The 13,816-nt window shown below is 67.8% G+C and carries 15 protein-coding genes; 12 read left to right on the top strand and 3 right to left on the bottom strand.

What is annotated here, in order from left to right:
- Together tnpB and tnpA are read right to left on the bottom strand one after the other, a co-directional pair.
- Positions 1-143, bottom strand: a 143-nt coding sequence (gene tnpB, locus ABLE43_RS08815; protein ID WP_425475248.1) for an IS66 family insertion sequence element accessory protein TnpB, incomplete at its 3' end; no start/stop codon positions are given.
- Positions 140-502, bottom strand: coding sequence for an IS66-like element accessory protein TnpA (gene tnpA / locus ABLE43_RS08820; protein ID WP_007407193.1), 363 nt, complete (start codon positions 500-502; stop codon positions 140-142). The genes tnpA and tnpB, both read right to left, overlap by 4 nt.
- 590 nt (positions 503-1,092) lie before the next feature.
- On the opposite strand from tnpA, the gene ABLE43_RS08825 reads away from it, so the two are divergent.
- The 7 genes from ABLE43_RS08825 to ABLE43_RS08855 all read left to right on the top strand — a co-directional run bounded on the left by ABLE43_RS08825 (position 1,093) and on the right by ABLE43_RS08855 (position 8,370).
- A complete protein-coding gene (locus ABLE43_RS08825) occupies positions 1,093-1,695 on the top strand; it encodes a DUF6644 family protein (RefSeq protein WP_348978125.1) in 603 nt (200 codons plus the stop codon).
- Complete coding sequence (locus tag ABLE43_RS08830; RefSeq protein ID WP_348978126.1) at positions 1,695-2,360, top strand: DUF6644 family protein; 666 nt, start codon at positions 1,695-1,697, stop codon at positions 2,358-2,360. The genes ABLE43_RS08825 and ABLE43_RS08830 overlap by 1 nt, the downstream gene beginning before the upstream one ends.
- Positions 2,361-2,476: 116 nt before the next feature.
- Positions 2,477-3,781 carry an SMP-30/gluconolactonase/LRE family protein gene (locus ABLE43_RS08835; RefSeq protein ID WP_348978127.1) on the top strand — a complete coding sequence of 435 codons (1,305 nt, stop codon included), beginning with the start codon at positions 2,477-2,479 and terminating at the stop codon, positions 3,779-3,781.
- Positions 3,778-6,195: a TonB-dependent receptor gene (locus ABLE43_RS08840; RefSeq protein ID WP_348978128.1), complete on the top strand. Its 2,418-nt coding sequence runs from the start codon at positions 3,778-3,780 to the stop codon at positions 6,193-6,195. Before ABLE43_RS08835 ends, ABLE43_RS08840 begins: the two co-directional genes overlap by 4 nt.
- 11 nt (positions 6,196-6,206) lie before the next feature.
- On the top strand, positions 6,207-6,626 hold the full coding sequence (locus ABLE43_RS08845) for a DUF6152 family protein (protein ID WP_348978129.1): 420 nt from the start codon (positions 6,207-6,209) through the stop codon (positions 6,624-6,626).
- Positions 6,623-7,414, top strand: coding sequence for a hypothetical protein (locus ABLE43_RS08850; protein WP_348978130.1), 792 nt, complete (start codon positions 6,623-6,625; stop codon positions 7,412-7,414). Before ABLE43_RS08845 ends, ABLE43_RS08850 begins: the two co-directional genes overlap by 4 nt.
- Positions 7,411-8,370, top strand: a complete 960-nt coding sequence (locus tag ABLE43_RS08855) for a hypothetical protein (protein WP_348978131.1) — start codon at positions 7,411-7,413, stop codon at positions 8,368-8,370. Before ABLE43_RS08850 ends, ABLE43_RS08855 begins: the two co-directional genes overlap by 4 nt.
- Positions 8,371-8,395: 25 nt before the next feature.
- Here the strand turns inward: ABLE43_RS08855 and ABLE43_RS08860 are convergent, their stop codons facing one another.
- Positions 8,396-8,896, bottom strand: a complete 501-nt coding sequence (locus tag ABLE43_RS08860) for a hypothetical protein (RefSeq protein ID WP_348978132.1) — start codon at positions 8,894-8,896, stop codon at positions 8,396-8,398.
- 186 nt (positions 8,897-9,082) lie between these two features.
- On the opposite strand from ABLE43_RS08860, the gene ABLE43_RS08865 reads away from it, so the two are divergent.
- The 5 genes from ABLE43_RS08865 to ABLE43_RS08885 are packed head-to-tail and all read left to right on the top strand — an operon-like array spanning position 9,083 to position 13,729.
- Complete coding sequence (locus ABLE43_RS08865; protein WP_348978133.1) at positions 9,083-10,069, top strand: LysR substrate-binding domain-containing protein; 987 nt, start codon at positions 9,083-9,085, stop codon at positions 10,067-10,069.
- Positions 10,070-10,098: 29 nt separating this feature from the next.
- A complete protein-coding gene (locus ABLE43_RS08870) occupies positions 10,099-11,115 on the top strand; it encodes a sulfate ABC transporter substrate-binding protein (RefSeq protein ID WP_348978134.1) in 1,017 nt (338 codons plus the stop codon).
- A gap of 12 nt (positions 11,116-11,127) precedes the next feature.
- Entirely contained in the window at positions 11,128-11,973 is an 846-nt protein-coding gene (gene cysT / locus ABLE43_RS08875; RefSeq protein ID WP_348978135.1) for a sulfate ABC transporter permease subunit CysT, read from the top strand.
- Positions 11,970-12,779 (top strand): sulfate ABC transporter permease subunit CysW, encoded by an 810-nt coding sequence (cysW, locus tag ABLE43_RS08880; RefSeq protein WP_348978136.1) that lies wholly within the window; start codon positions 11,970-11,972, stop codon positions 12,777-12,779. The genes cysT and cysW overlap by 4 nt, the downstream gene beginning before the upstream one ends.
- Positions 12,776-13,729, top strand: a complete 954-nt coding sequence (locus tag ABLE43_RS08885; protein ID WP_348978137.1) for a sulfate/molybdate ABC transporter ATP-binding protein — start codon at positions 12,776-12,778, stop codon at positions 13,727-13,729. The genes cysW and ABLE43_RS08885 overlap by 4 nt, the downstream gene beginning before the upstream one ends.
- The last annotated feature ends 87 nt before the right edge of the window (positions 13,730-13,816 follow it).

Consider the following 13,816-nt stretch of genomic DNA (forward strand, 5'->3'; position numbering starts at 1 on the left):
CCCCGGAACGCGAACAACGCGCCCGAGTGCGGGTTCTGGGCCAGCACCTGCTGCACCAGTACCGCCAGGCCATCGAACCCTTTGCGCATGTCGGTGACGCCACACGCCAGGAACACCCGCGTCGGCAACGGCGTGGGGCTCAACGCAGCACCGACAACACTCGCGCCAGCGCGCCGGCGTCCACCGACCCGTCCACGCTCACTCGGACGCCACCCGGAAATTCGATGCAGATGAGGCCAGACGTGGATGTCGCCGGCTGCGGCGCAGGTGCGGCGACATCGGCCACGCGCACCTCGGCGAATGCCGGCAGCGCAGGCGCGACCCCGCCCAGCTTGCCCAGCCGCGCCTGCTTGCGCCACGTATAGATCAGGCTGCTCGACACCTCGCGCCGGGCGATGACATCACGGACCCGCACGCCCGGCCGGAACGCCTCGGCCAGGATCTCCAGCTTCTCCGCGTCCGACCAGCTCCGTCGGCCCGATACCCGGCCGACCACCTCCACACGACCAGTCGTACGAGCGCTCGTACGACCAGTCTCAGAACCGAAAACTTCCCGCACCGCCCGCGCCCTCGTCAAAGACGATAAGCATCCCGGCTACGGCCAAACGGGCAAGGCGGCCCTCAGGCCACGCTTACGGCGTACCAGCAGCGACTGTGTCCGGAAGATCGGGTGTTCCGCCTTGTGCAGGAGCGCCGACATCGCAAGCCGGTTTAGGATGAGCGGCAGGGGGACGAGCGCGAGATCGAAGGCCGTGTCCGGCGACAGGCGTTCATACGCGATCCCGCGACGGCCGAACGTGGCGGACAATGGCGTGAACCATTGTGGGTGTTGCAAGGAATGGCGAGGTTTTCGGTCATGCCACGGCTTGTGACGCGGCGGTCGCGGCTTGGGGAAGTAACCGTGCCTTTCCAAACGAAGGAAAGGCTTGCCGCAGGTGATCCGGCGGCAGCCGATGCCACGGACCGGACTAAGCATATTCCAATAGCTTGGTTCGGACCCTGCCCCCCGCTGGGTAGCAAAGACCACCGGCACCGGGTCGTCCGGGGCGGATGTGGACATGCCGACCGATGATGCAGCAGCTACTACCCTATTTGCGATATACGCTCGGTGCGGAGCGGGACGCGGCCGGCGCGATCATTGCCGATACGTCGTGGAGCGCGCGGCTGCAGTCGTCGGAATATCTCTGGATGCTGCTTGAAGGCGCGCATGTCGTCACGCTGATGCTGTTTGCCGGTACGATCCTGCTGGTCGACCTGCGCCTGCTGGGCTGGACCTTCCGCAGCGTGCCGGTGTCCCGCATCTCCGCGACGCTGCTGCCCTATACGGTCGCGGGGTTCGCCGTCATGATCGTGACCGGGCTTGGCCTGTTTTTCGCCAACCCGATCGAATATTACTATAATTTCGTGTTCAGGCTGAAGGTTGCGGTGCTGCTGATTGCCGCTGCCAACATCTTCCTGTTTCACGTCCGCGCCCGGCGGGATCAGGCGCGCTGGGACGCTGCGGCGGTCCCGCCGCGATCCGTGCGGGTGGCGGCCGGCGTCTCGCTGACGGCGTGGATCGCGGTGATCGCCGCGGGCCGCTATCTCGCCTATGACTGGTTTTCCTGCGAAGGCGCGGGGCGGGTGATCGCCGCGGCGTCGGGCTGTGCGGTACGCGCCCGCCTGCTGGCCGATGCGGCGGGGAGTGCGTTCTGATGCGCGTCAGCCTCCTCGATCTGCTGCCCGGCGTACAGGCCCCGCTCGAACGACTGGCGCAAACGCCGGTCATCCGCTTCTTCAACGATACGGTATGGATCTTCGCGGTTGTGGAGACGCTGCACCTGTTGTCGTTGGCAGCGCTGGGCGGCACGGTGCTGACGCTCAATCTGCGGATGGCAGGGGTGGTCCTGCGCGACGTTCCGGTCGAAACGATCGAACGCGGCCTCCGTCCATGGTTCCGGGTCGGGATATACGGCCTGCTTCTCACCGGCATCGCGATGGCCGCCACCACCGCGCGAACGCTGCTGCCCAGCGCCGCCTTTCTTGTCAAGATGGTGGCACTCGTCGCTGCCCTGCTGCTGGGCGCGGTGATACTGCGCCGCGCGCGGCGGGGCGGGGAAGCGACCGGGCGGGTCGGGGCCGTCGCCGCACTGGTCGCGTTCGCGCTCCTGGGCACGGCGCTTACCCTGTTTGCGGGCACGACCGGGCTGGGCGCAGGCGTCGTGCTGATCGCGACGTTCGGTGCGGCACTGGCCGTGGTGACGGTCGTGCGGGCCGGTCGCGACCTGTGGCGACGCCCGGTGACGCAGGTGCTGGCGCTCGCCTCGTCGCTCAGTTGGGTGACGGTTGCCGTTGCCGGCCGCTGGCTGGGCTTCAGCTGAGCGGACGACCTGATCGCTTAGCGCATGTCGGCATATGCAAACGCGCAATGCTTGGTTCGGACGCCCCGGCGTTGCGCCTAGGCTGATCGCTCCAATCACGTACGGGGGAGATCCGCATGGAGCACAGGAGATATCGACGCTACGTCGGCGGCGCATTGGTCGCGGCCGCAGCCTTTGTTGCGGCCGGAGCGGCTGCACAGTCGCCGACCGCGGCAATCGCCCCGGCCGTCACGGCGGAAGTGCCCGCCCTGACAAAGGCGCAGGTCGACGCGCTGCTGGCCACGCCCGGCGATGTCCTGTTCCTCGACGTTCGCCGCGCGGATGAAATCAGCGCCATCGGCAGCGTGCCCGCCTTTCTGAACATCCAGGCGAGCGAACTGGACCGCTTCCTCGCCGTCATTCCCCGCGACCGCCGGATCGTGCCGGTATCGAACCACGCCGGACGCGCCCGCCGCGCCGCGGCGCTGCTGGCGGCGAAGGGCTTTACCGTCGCCGGCGTGCTGGGGATCGAGGATTATGCCGCGGCCGGCGGGCAGGTGTCGGGGCGCCGCTTCGTCACGCCCGCGATCCCGGGGGTCGTCGCCGCCGATACGCGGGTGGAGGTCGTTCGCGAGGGTTTCGACGGGACCGAAGGGCCGGTGCGGTGGACCGACGGATCGATCCTGTTCACCGAGAACCGCGCCGACCGGATCGTCCGAATCGCGCCCGACCACGCCGTCTCGACCTATCTCGACAAGACCGGCGCGGCGAATGCGCTGGCGGTCAGTGCCGCGGGGGACCTGATCGCGGTACAGACCGCGCAACCGGCGGTCGCCGTGCTGAAGCCCAGGGCGAAGCAACTGGCATCGGCGTTCGGCAAGGTGCCGTTCAATCGCCCGAACGACCTGGCGGCGGCGCGGCGCGGCGACATCTATTTCACCGATCCCGGCGCCGCGCCGCAGCCCGGCGCGCCGCCGGTGAAAACCGCGCTCTACTGGCTCGATCCCAGGGGGCGCGTCGCGCGGGTCGCCGACGATATCGCGCGGCCGAACGGCGTGGCGCTGAGCCCGGACGAGACGACCCTGTATGTCGCCGACAGCTATGGCGACACGCTGCTCGCCTATCCGCTGGCGCGGGACGGAACGCCGGGGACGAGGCGCGCCTTTGCCCGACTGGCCGGCTATCGCCAGACCCCGGCGGGGCCGCGCAGCGGGGCGGACGGTATCGCCGTCGATGCCGAGGGCCGCGTGTTCGTCGCCACCAGCGCCGGTGTCGAGGTGTTCGGGGCGGACGGCGCGGCACTCGGCATCTTGCCGATCCCCAACGCGCCGCAGAACCTGGCCTTCGGCGGGGCGGATCGCTCGAAACTCTATGTCGTCGGGCGCGGCAGCGTCTATCGCATCGCGACGCTGACGCGCGGCGTGGATCGGCCGGGCAAATGAAGCGTGGTGGCATCGCCCTGGCGGGATTGGTCACGCTGGTGACTGCCGTCCCGGCGTCGGCGCGCGACGTTCCCGAAGCGGAAGCACGCCCCGAACGGGAAACGGCGTCCGAGGGTGAAACCGCGCCGGAGGAAGAACTGGAAATCCTCGTTACGGCCCGCAACCGAACCGAGCGGGTCGATGACGTGCCGATCCCGATCTCGGTCGTTGGTGCGGCGACGATCGCGCAGCAGCGGGTGTTCACCCTCGCCGACCTGACGCAGCGTTCGCCCGGCCTGACCGCGACCACGCCGAATGCCCGGCGGACCGGCGTGTCGCTGCGCGGGATCGGCAAGACCAGCGGCAACGACAATATGGAAGCGGCGGTCGGGGTGATCGTCGACGACGTCTTCCTCGGCCATGTCGGCATGACCTATCAGGACTTCACCGATCTGGAACGCATCGAGATATTGCGCGGGCCGCAGGGTACGCTGCTCGGCAAGAACACCTCGCTCGGCGTCATCAAATATACCAGCAAGGCCCCGAGCTTCGCCCGGCAGGCGACGCTCGACCTCGAAACCGGCTTGTCGCACGAAGCGGTCAAGGCGCGTGCGTCCTATTCGGACGCGGTGATCGACGATGTGCTGGCGATCCGCGCGTCGGGCTTCATCGATCGGCAGAGCGGCGACATATTGAACGTATCGACCGGCGAACGCTGGCACGAACGCAATCGCTGGGGCGGGCGGGTGCAGCTGCTGTTCACCCCCGGCGACCGGTTTTCGGTGCGGATCAACGCCGATGCCGCCGAAACGAACGAGAACAGCAATACCAAGCCGTTCATGGTCGATCCGGTCACGCTGAACGACGGGTCGGTGCGCGGTACGACCTATACCACGCGGCTCGCGCGCGCCTATTTCGGTGGGTACAAACCGATCATCGGATCGTGGAACACGATCGACATGGACATGGCCGAACCGCTGGTGACGCGCAATCGCGGCATCTCGGCCATCGCCACCTGGGACGCCGGGCCGGTCACGATCACCTCTATCTCCGCCGTGCGCAAGTTCGGCTTCGATGCGAAGAACGACAGCGAACAGACCCGCTTCGCGATCGCGCGCGGGGGGACGCTGGTCGATACCGACCAATGGTCGCAGGAGTTCCGCTTCGCCGGGCAGGCCCTGCCGCGCCTGTCCTATCAGGCCGGGCTGTACTTCTTCGGGATCGAGACGCGGTCGACCAGTCGCAACCTGTACGGGGCCGATGCCGGCGCCTTCTATGCGACCAACGCCCAATATGCCGCGCTGCGTAACGGTGCGGGTGTCGCGGCACTGCGTGCCTCGCTCGCCGACGTGTTCCAGACGACCTATCAGAACCCGGTGTCGGACAGCCAGGCGGCGTTCGCGCAGGTCGACTGGGCGGCGACCGATCGGTTGTCGCTGACGCTCGGCCTGCGCTACACCCGCGAGCAGAAGGCCAACAGCATCGCCCGGTCGTCGTCCTTCGCCGACGGATCGGCGCTGGTGTCGACCGGGAACGCCACGGCCGACGCGATCCGTGCGGCGCAACTGGGCGCCAGCTATGCGACGATCGTCGGCGATCCGATCCGCGACGATGCGATCGCGTGGCTGGTCAATCCGAGCGTCCGGCTGAACGACGACGTGCTGCTGTACGCCTCGGCCAGCAGCGGCGAGAAATCGGGCGCGGTCGCGTTCGAGAACAACGGCACCCGGCGCAACGTCGCACCCGAAAAGGCGCTCGATTTCGAGCTGGGGTTCAAGGGGCGGTGGTTCGACCGGCGGCTGACGCTCAACGCCAACCTCTATTACACCCGCGTTCGCGACTATCAGAATGTGACCAGCGAGGTCGATCCGGCATCGGCGACCGGATACAGTTCGCGCCTCGGCAACATTCCCGGCATCGACGCGCGCGGCGTGGAGGCGGAAGGGGTGGTCGATGTCGGCGGCGGGCTGTCGATCAACGTCGGCGGCGCATGGAACGTCGCGACCTATGGCGACTGGTCGACCGCGACCTGCCCCCGGTCCTTTCCGACGACGCAGGGCGTGTGCGACAACAGCGGCCGCCAGATCGTCGGCGCGCCGCGCTGGACCGCGCTTGCCGGGTTCCAGTTCGCACGCGAACTGGCGGCGGGCTTCGGCATCACCGCCTTTGCCAATGACAGCTACCGATCGGCGCACAACCTCGAACAGCTCCTGTCCGAATATGGCTATCAGCGGGCCTATCACCTGACCGACGTCGGCATCGGCGTGTTCCGGCGTGCGGGGGCGGGGCGGATCGAACTGAGCCTCGTCGCGAAGAACCTGTTCGACGTCCACTACACCACCAGCGTGAACGATTTCAGCAACACCGCGCCGGTCGGGTACGACGGGATCGGTGCCCGCCGCTATGTCGGCCTGCTGCTGCGTTCGCATTTCTGAAGGATGCACCCATGAATCGAACGACCATCATGACGCTTGCCGCCCTGCTGGCGGGGGCGGCGTCGATCACCGTCGCGACCCGCAGCGACGCGCACCACGCCTTCGCCGCCGAATTCGACGCTGCCAGGCCGGTAACGGTGCAGGGAACGATCTCCAAGGTCCGTTTCGTCAACCCGCATAGCTGGCTGTATCTCGACGTGAAGGATCGCGCCGGCAATGTCGTCAACTGGGGGTTCGAGTTCGGCACACCCAATTCGCTGAAGGTCAAGGGCCTGGGCAAGGACGATGTGCGACCCGGTTCGGTGGTCCGGGTCGACGGGTTCCGCGCCAAGAACGGCGGCCCGTTCGGCTATGCGCAGACGCTGACGCTCGGGGACGGTCGCCGGGTCCAGACCGGCAGCGCTCCCGACGCCCCGGCGGCGCGCCGATGAGCGGTATCCGGCTGGGCACGGCCCTGTTGCTGGCGGCGGTGACGACGGTTCCGATCGCAGCACAGACGCCCGCGACCGCACCATCGGCAGCGACCGCGGCGATCCCGCGTCTGCCGGGCGGCCGTCCCGATTTCTCCGGCATCTGGCAGACCCTGAGCGAAGCCGATTACGACCTCGAACCCCATGCCGGTCGTCGCGACGCGCCGCCGGGACCGGGCGTGGTCGCAGGCGGCGTCATCCCCTATCGTCCCGAAGCGCTGGCGCAGCGTCAGCGCAACCATGCGGCGCGCGAGACGGACGACCCGCGCCTGAAATGCTGGATCCTCGGAACGCCGCGCAGCGTCTATTACCCCGCACCGTTCCAGATATTCCAGCGCGACCGCGACCTGACGCTGCTCCACCAGTTCGGCCATCAGGTCCGCACCATCCATACCAACGGAACCGACCATCCGGCGGAAAAGGAGCAGGGCTTCTTCCTCGGCGATGCGCGCGGGACGTGGGACGGCGACACGCTGGTCGTCGACGTCACCGATTTCAACGAGGAAACCTGGCTCGACCGGGCCGGAAACTATCACAGCGATCAGCTGCATGTCGTCGAACGCTGGTCGTTCGTCGATCGCGACACCATCGCCTATCGCGCCACGATCGAGGATCCGAAGGTGTTCAGCCGTCCATGGCAGATCGACGTGCTGCTCCACCGTCGTCGCGATGCCGGTTTCCGGCTGATCGAGGATTACTGCTTCACCCTGCCCTATGACCGATATTATCCGCACAAGGAGGGCAAATGATGCCCGCATGGCAGATCGCCGCACTGACGCTGGCCGGAGCGGTCGTGCAGGATACCGCGCCCGCGACACCGCCGCCCGCCCAGCAGATACGCTGGCAGCGTGAGGTGCCGATCGTCGCACCCGGCGAATGGCGTGGCGCGCGACTGGCGGACGGGCAGCCCGATGTGTCGGGGCACTGGTCGAACACGGTCGCCAACCACAGCAACTTCACCGATCCGCAGGTCGGGCCACCGGGCGAGCCATCGAAGCTGGCGGCGCTGCCGCGTGACCAGCGTGCGCCCAGCCGCGTTTCGGACCCGGCCGACGGACAGGTGCCGTATCTGCCGGCCGCCCGCGCGCTCCAGCGCGACTTCGCGGCCAATTTCGCGAACCCGGTCAAGCCGCGCTATATCGAGCCGCTGGCGCGCTGCGCGCCGGCCGGGGTGCCGAAATCGTTCATGTGGCACGGGTACGAGATCCGCCAATATCCCGGCTATGTCCTGCTGCTGTTCAATTCGGGATCGCGGATCGTCCGCCTGAACGAGACTGCGCATCTCGCACCCACGGTCAAGCTTTGGAACGGGGACTCCATCGGACATTGGGAGGGCAACACGCTGGTCGTCGACGTCGCCAACAACAACGGCAAGGCGCTGTTCGGTCGCTCCGGCGATTTCATGAGCGAGAACGCGACGGTGCGCGAACGCTTCGTGTTCGACAATGACGGCACGCGCTACACCTATCATGCGACGATCACCGATCCGACCGTCTATTCGCGCCCATGGACGCTGACCATCCCGGTGCGCCGCTATACCGAGGCGGACGCGGTCGACGGATGGCATTACGAGGTTGCGGCGGCCAACCGGCCGGGTAAGCCGCTGCTCAACGAACAGCCCGAACGCATCTGCGTCGAAAACAACGGCCCGTTCGGGGGCGGGGCAGTCGGCGTACCGCTCGACGGACCGATCATCGCGCGCTGAGACGCCCGACCCCGCTGCCCCGGGATCAGGACCGGGGCGCAGGGGTCGGGATCGCCTCCAGCTGCGGCGCGAACATCGTGTGGCACGATACGCAGCGTTCGTTCAGCCGGTTGCCCGCCGCGACCAGCTTGCCGAAATCCCCGGCCTCCGCCGCCCGCGCGCTGTCGCGGGCCGTTGCCCGCAGCGCCGCCAGCTGCCCGTCCCAGCGCGGGTCGTCGATGCGATAGCCCGGCTGCGCCAGCACGATCGCCAGCTGGTCGATGGTCAGCGCGTCGCTCTCCGCCGCTTCCCACTGGGCATCGTCCTTCGGGCGGGCATCATGTTCGCCGCTACGGTCGATTTCCAGCGCGGTCCATGCCCATAGCCGTTCGGCATTGGGGAACATCACATGCCCCATGAACTCGCGCATGGGGATCGCCCCCGGCGTCGACGGCGGGGCGGAGTTGCACGACGCCAGCAGCGCCGCCGTACCGATCGTCGTCAGAACCACCCGTGCCTTGCGCATCGCCGGAATCCCCATTGTCATACCGCGCGCTCCCCGCGCCGCCGGAGCTTATGCTAGACGCGGGAATGCATATCGTTCTGATAGGATATCTATCGGGGGCGCAACAAACGGGAATGCTGACCCGGACGCGGTCGATCGGTAGCAAGATGGCAGGATGTACGACCTCGGGGACGGGCCGGCGACGCATCCGATGCGGGGAGCCATGCCGTGAACTTTCAGCAGTTGCGATATATTCGTGCCGCGGTCGAACATAACTTCAACCTGACCGAGGTCGCAGAACGGCTGTTCACGTCGCAATCCGGGGTCAGCAAGCAGATCAAGGAACTGGAGGCCGAACTCAAGACCGACATCTTCGTCCGGCGGGGCAAGCGGCTGACCGGCCTGACCAAGGCGGGCGAGGATGTGGCGCCGGTGGTCGAGCGGCTGCTGAACGAGGCCGAAAACCTCAAACGCCTGTCGGAGCGCTTCGCGCAGGATCACCGCGGTCGGCTGGTCGTCGCTGCCACCCACAATCAGGCAAGCTATGTCCTGCCCCCGTTGCTGGCGCGGTTCAGCCGCCGCTATCCGGATGTCGAGGTCGAACTGCGCCAGGGCACGCCGCGCTACGTCACCGACCTGTTGCTGAAGGGGGAGGCGGATATCGGCCTCGCGACCGAAGCCGTCGACGACTATCCCGAGCTTCAGACATTCGCCTGCTTCACCTGGGACCATGTCGTGATCGTGCCGACCGGCCATCCGCTGGCCGGCGATCCGGCGCCGACGCTGGCGGATATCGCGGGGTACCCGATCGTGACCTACACGCCGGGCTTCTCCGGCCGCTCGCAGATCGACGAGGCGTTCGCTGCGGCAGGGCTGGCGGTCGACGTGCGGATGACGGCGATGGATGCGGAGGCGATCAAGACCTATGTCCGACTGGGTCTGGGCGTCGGCATCATCGCCCAGATGGCGCTGCACAACGGGGTCGCCGACGGGCTGGTGGCGATCGAAGGAGCGTCGCGCTTCTTCCGGCCGAACACCACCAAGGTGGCGATCCTGAAGGGCATGTTGCTGCGCAACTATGCCTATAGCCTGATCGAGATGTGCGCGCCGCAGACGGCGACCACGCCGTCCCGGGGGAAGCCATCCGCCGCGCCATGCCCGCCGCTCCGCTTTTCCGAGCGGGCCGACCTTCACGTCGCCACCGTCGCCCAATGACCGCGACCCCCAAGCCGAGGACCGCAACCATGAACCGTCGCAGCCTGCTCATCGCCAGTGCCCTTACCCTCGCGCTCGCGGGCTGTTCCGGCGGTGGCGGCGGGGATGGGAAGACGGTCCAGCTGACCAACGTCAGCTACGACCCGACCCGCGAACTGTATCAGGCGATCAACCCCGCCTTCGCCGCCCGGTGGAAGGCGCAGACCGGACAGGACGTCACCTTCCGCATGAGCCACGGCGGCTCGGGCAAGCAGAGCCGCGCGATCCTCGACGGGCTTGCCGCCGACGTCGCGACGCTGGGCCTCGCCTATGACATCGACGTGCTGGCCGAAAAGGCCAAGCTGCTGCCCGTCGACTGGCAGAAGGCGCTGCCCGACAACAGCGCGCCCTATACCTCGACCATCGTGTTCCTCGTGCGGACCGGCAATCCCAAGGGGATTCGCGACTGGGCCGATCTGGTGAAGCCGGGCGTGCAGGTCATCACCCCGAACCCCAGGACCAGCGGCGGCGCGCGGTGGAATTTCCTCGCCGCATGGGCGCATGGCCGCGAGGCGGGTGGCGGGTCCGACGCGGCGGCGGAGGACTATGTCCGGCGGCTCTATGCGAACGTGCCGGTGCTCGACAGCGGTGCGCGCGGATCGACCACGACCTTCGTCGAACGCGGCATCGGCGACGTGCTGCTGGCATGGGAGAACGAAGCGTTCCTCGCCGAGAAGGAACTGGGCAAGGGCAAGTTCGAGATCGTCGTGCCGTCGCTGTCGGTGCTGGCCGAACCGCCGGTCGCGGTCGTCACCGCCAATGCGAAGCGCAACGAGACCGAGGCGGTGGCCAGGGCGTATCTGGAATTCCTCTACACCCCCGAAGCGCAGACGCTGATCGCGCGCAATTTCTATCGCCCGCGCGACCCCAAGGTCGCCGCCGGGTTCAAGGCGCAGTTTCCCGAACTGCGCCTCGCGACGATCGACAGGGATTTCGGGGGCTGGGCCAAGGCGCAGAAGCGGTTTTTCGACGATGGCGGCGTGTTCGACCGGATCTATGCGAAGTGATGCCGGACCGTCATGACGGGTGATCGTCGCCTGCGCTGGCGCCCGCGATCCCCGCTGCCCGGATTCAGGCCGACGTTCGGCTTCACGTTGGTGTGGCTGGTGCTGATCGTCCTCGTGCCGCTCGCCACCATCTTTGCCGGCACGGCGACGATGGGGTGGGACCGGTTCGTCGCGGTCGGCCTTTCCGACCGGGCGATCGCCGCCTATCGGCTGAGCTTCGGCACCGCCGCTGCCGCGGCCGCGGTCAATGCCGTGTTCGGCCTGCTCGTCGCATGGGTGCTGGTGCGCTATGCCTTTCCGGGCCGGCGCATCGTCTCCGCGCTGGTCGACCTGCCCTTCGCGCTGCCGACCGCGGTGGCCGGGGTGGCGCTCACCGCGCTGTACGCGCCGAACGGGTGGATCGGGCGGTATCTGGACGCGGCGGGCATCCAGGTCGCCTTCACCCCGCTCGGCATCACGCTGGCGCTGGTGTTCATCGGCCTGCCGTTCGTGGTGCGGACCGTCGAGCCGGTGCTGGCCGACCTCGGCCATGATGTCGAGGAAGCCGCCGCGACGCTGGGCGCGACGCCGAGGCAGACCTTCGCCCGCGTCATCCTGCCCGCGCTGGGACCGGCGCTGCTGACCGGCTTCGCGCTGGCGTTCGCGCGCGGGGTCGGCGAATATGGCTCGGTCATCTTCATCTCGGGCAACATGCCCGGCCGGACCGAGATCGCACCGCTGCTGATCGTCACCCAGCTCGAACAATATGCCTATGACGGCGCGACGGCGATCGCGACGGTCATGATGCTGGCCGCGTTCGCCGTCCTGCTCGCGCTCAACCTGTTGCAGGCGTTCGTTCGCCGCCGGAGGGGCGAATGACGGCGCGGCGCCTGTTGATCGCGGCGGCGATCGCCTTTCTGGCGTTCGTCCTGCTGCTGCCGCTGGTGGTGGTCTTCGCTGAGGCGCTGAAGCAGGGCTTCGGCACCTATTGGTCGGCGATCACCCATCCCGATGCGCTGGCGGCGATCCGCCTGACGCTGCTGGTCGCGGCGATCAGCGTGCCGCTCAACATCGTATTCGGCATCTGCGCCGCATGGTCGATCGCCAAGTTCGATTTTCCGGGAAAGGCGGTGCTGCTGACGCTGATCGACCTGCCGTTTTCGGTGTCGCCGGTGGTGTCGGGGCTGATCTTCGTGCTGCTGTTCGGTGCCAACGGGGTGTTGGGGCCGTGGCTGGCGGCGCACGACCTGCGCATCATCTTCGCGGTGCCGGGCATCGTGCTGGCGACGATCTTCATCACCTTTCCCTTCGTCGCGCGCGAACTGATCCCGCTGATGACCGAACAGGGTCGCGCCGACGAGGAAGCGGCGGTGTCGCTGGGGGCGAGTGGCTGGCAGACGTTCCGCCATGTGACGCTGCCCAACATCCGCTGGGGGCTGCTGTACGGCGTGCTGCTGTGCAACGCCCGCGCGATGGGCGAATTCGGCGCGGTGTCGGTGGTGTCGGGCCATATCCGGGGAGAGACGAACACCATGCCGCTGCATGTCGAGATCCTGTACAACGAATATGACTTCGTCGGCGCGTTCGCGGTCGCGACCCTGCTGGCGTTGCTGGCGCTGGTCACGCTGGTCGGGCGCAACCTGCTCGAATGGCGCCATGGCCTGCATAGGGGGGCACGGCATTGATCCGGATTTCGGGGGTCACCAAACGCTTCGGCGACTATCCCGCGCTGCACGGCATCGATGCCGATATCGCGGCGGGCGAATTCATCGCGCTGCTGGGGCCGTCGGGATCGGGCAAGACGACGCTGTTGCGCATCATCGCCGGGCTGGAGCCGCAGGACGGCGGCACGATCGAAATCGACGGTCGCGACGTGGCGAACGACGGCGTGGCCGAACGCGGCATCGGCTTCGTGTTCCAGCATTATGCGCTGTTCCGGCACATGAGCGTCGCGCGCAACATCGCCTTCGGGCTGGACGTGCGGCGGCGGCGCAACGGATTGTCGCGGCGGGACATCGCCGCGCGGGTCGACGAACTGCTGCGCTTCGTCCGGCTCCCCGGGCTGGGCGACCGCTATCCCGGCCAGCTGTCGGGCGGGCAGCGGCAACGGGTGGCGCTCGCCCGCGCGCTGGCGGTCCGGCCGAAACTGCTGCTGCTCGACGAACCGTTCGGTGCATTGGACGCACAGGTGCGCAAGGACCTGCGCCGCTGGCTGCGCGACCTTCATCGCGAGATGGGGCTGACCTCGATCTTCGTGACCCATGACCAGGAGGAAGCGCTCGAACTGGCCGACCGGGTGTTCGTGATGGATCGGGGCAGGCTGGTGCAGGCGGGCACGCCCGAACAGGTCTATATGGAACCGGCGACCGCGTTCGTATCGGGGTTCGTGGGCGAGACCAACCAACTGGCCGACGGGCGCCATGTCCGCCCGCACGACATCGCGATCGTCGCCGAGGGCGGCGATCCGGTGCGTGTCGTCAACCTGTTCCGCAAGGGCGGCGCGTGGCGGATCGAGGCGACCGACGGCATCGGGGTGGTGGAGATCGACCTCGACGGCGACCGGAGCCCGCCCGCGATCGGCGACCAGATCCGCATCGAGCCGGTTCGCGCGCGGTACTTCGCGACCGACGCCTGATCCCCGCCGTCCCGCGGGCATATCGGCATAACGTTATGCCGGATGGTTGTTTGACCCCGGCCCGCCGCCGACGGCACCGTCGTCGGA

It is taken from the genome of Sphingomonas silueang, from assembly GCF_040049155.1.
Lineage (GTDB): Bacteria > Pseudomonadota > Alphaproteobacteria > Sphingomonadales > Sphingomonadaceae > Sphingomonas > Sphingomonas silueang.

Excerpts from the sequence above, each read along its gene's own strand:
- cysT (WP_348978135.1), top strand. The coding sequence starts at position 11,128 with ATGACGGGTGATCGTCGCCTGCGCTGGCGCCCGCGATCCCCGCTGCCC.
- ABLE43_RS08835 (WP_348978127.1), top strand. The coding sequence starts at position 2,477 with ATGGAGCACAGGAGATATCGACGCTACGTCGGCGGCGCATTGGTCGCG.
- ABLE43_RS08850 (WP_348978130.1), top strand. The coding sequence starts at position 6,623 with ATGAGCGGTATCCGGCTGGGCACGGCCCTGTTGCTGGCGGCGGTGACG.
- ABLE43_RS08860 (WP_348978132.1), bottom strand. The coding sequence starts at position 8,896 with ATGACAATGGGGATTCCGGCGATGCGCAAGGCACGGGTGGTTCTGACG.
- ABLE43_RS08845 (WP_348978129.1), top strand. The coding sequence starts at position 6,207 with ATGAATCGAACGACCATCATGACGCTTGCCGCCCTGCTGGCGGGGGCG.
- ABLE43_RS08830 (WP_348978126.1), top strand. The coding sequence starts at position 1,695 with ATGCGCGTCAGCCTCCTCGATCTGCTGCCCGGCGTACAGGCCCCGCTC.
- ABLE43_RS08870 (WP_348978134.1), top strand. The coding sequence starts at position 10,099 with ATGAACCGTCGCAGCCTGCTCATCGCCAGTGCCCTTACCCTCGCGCTC.
- cysW (WP_348978136.1), top strand. The coding sequence starts at position 11,970 with ATGACGGCGCGGCGCCTGTTGATCGCGGCGGCGATCGCCTTTCTGGCG.
- ABLE43_RS08840 (WP_348978128.1), top strand. The coding sequence starts at position 3,778 with ATGAAGCGTGGTGGCATCGCCCTGGCGGGATTGGTCACGCTGGTGACT.
- ABLE43_RS08855 (WP_348978131.1), top strand. The coding sequence starts at position 7,411 with ATGATGCCCGCATGGCAGATCGCCGCACTGACGCTGGCCGGAGCGGTC.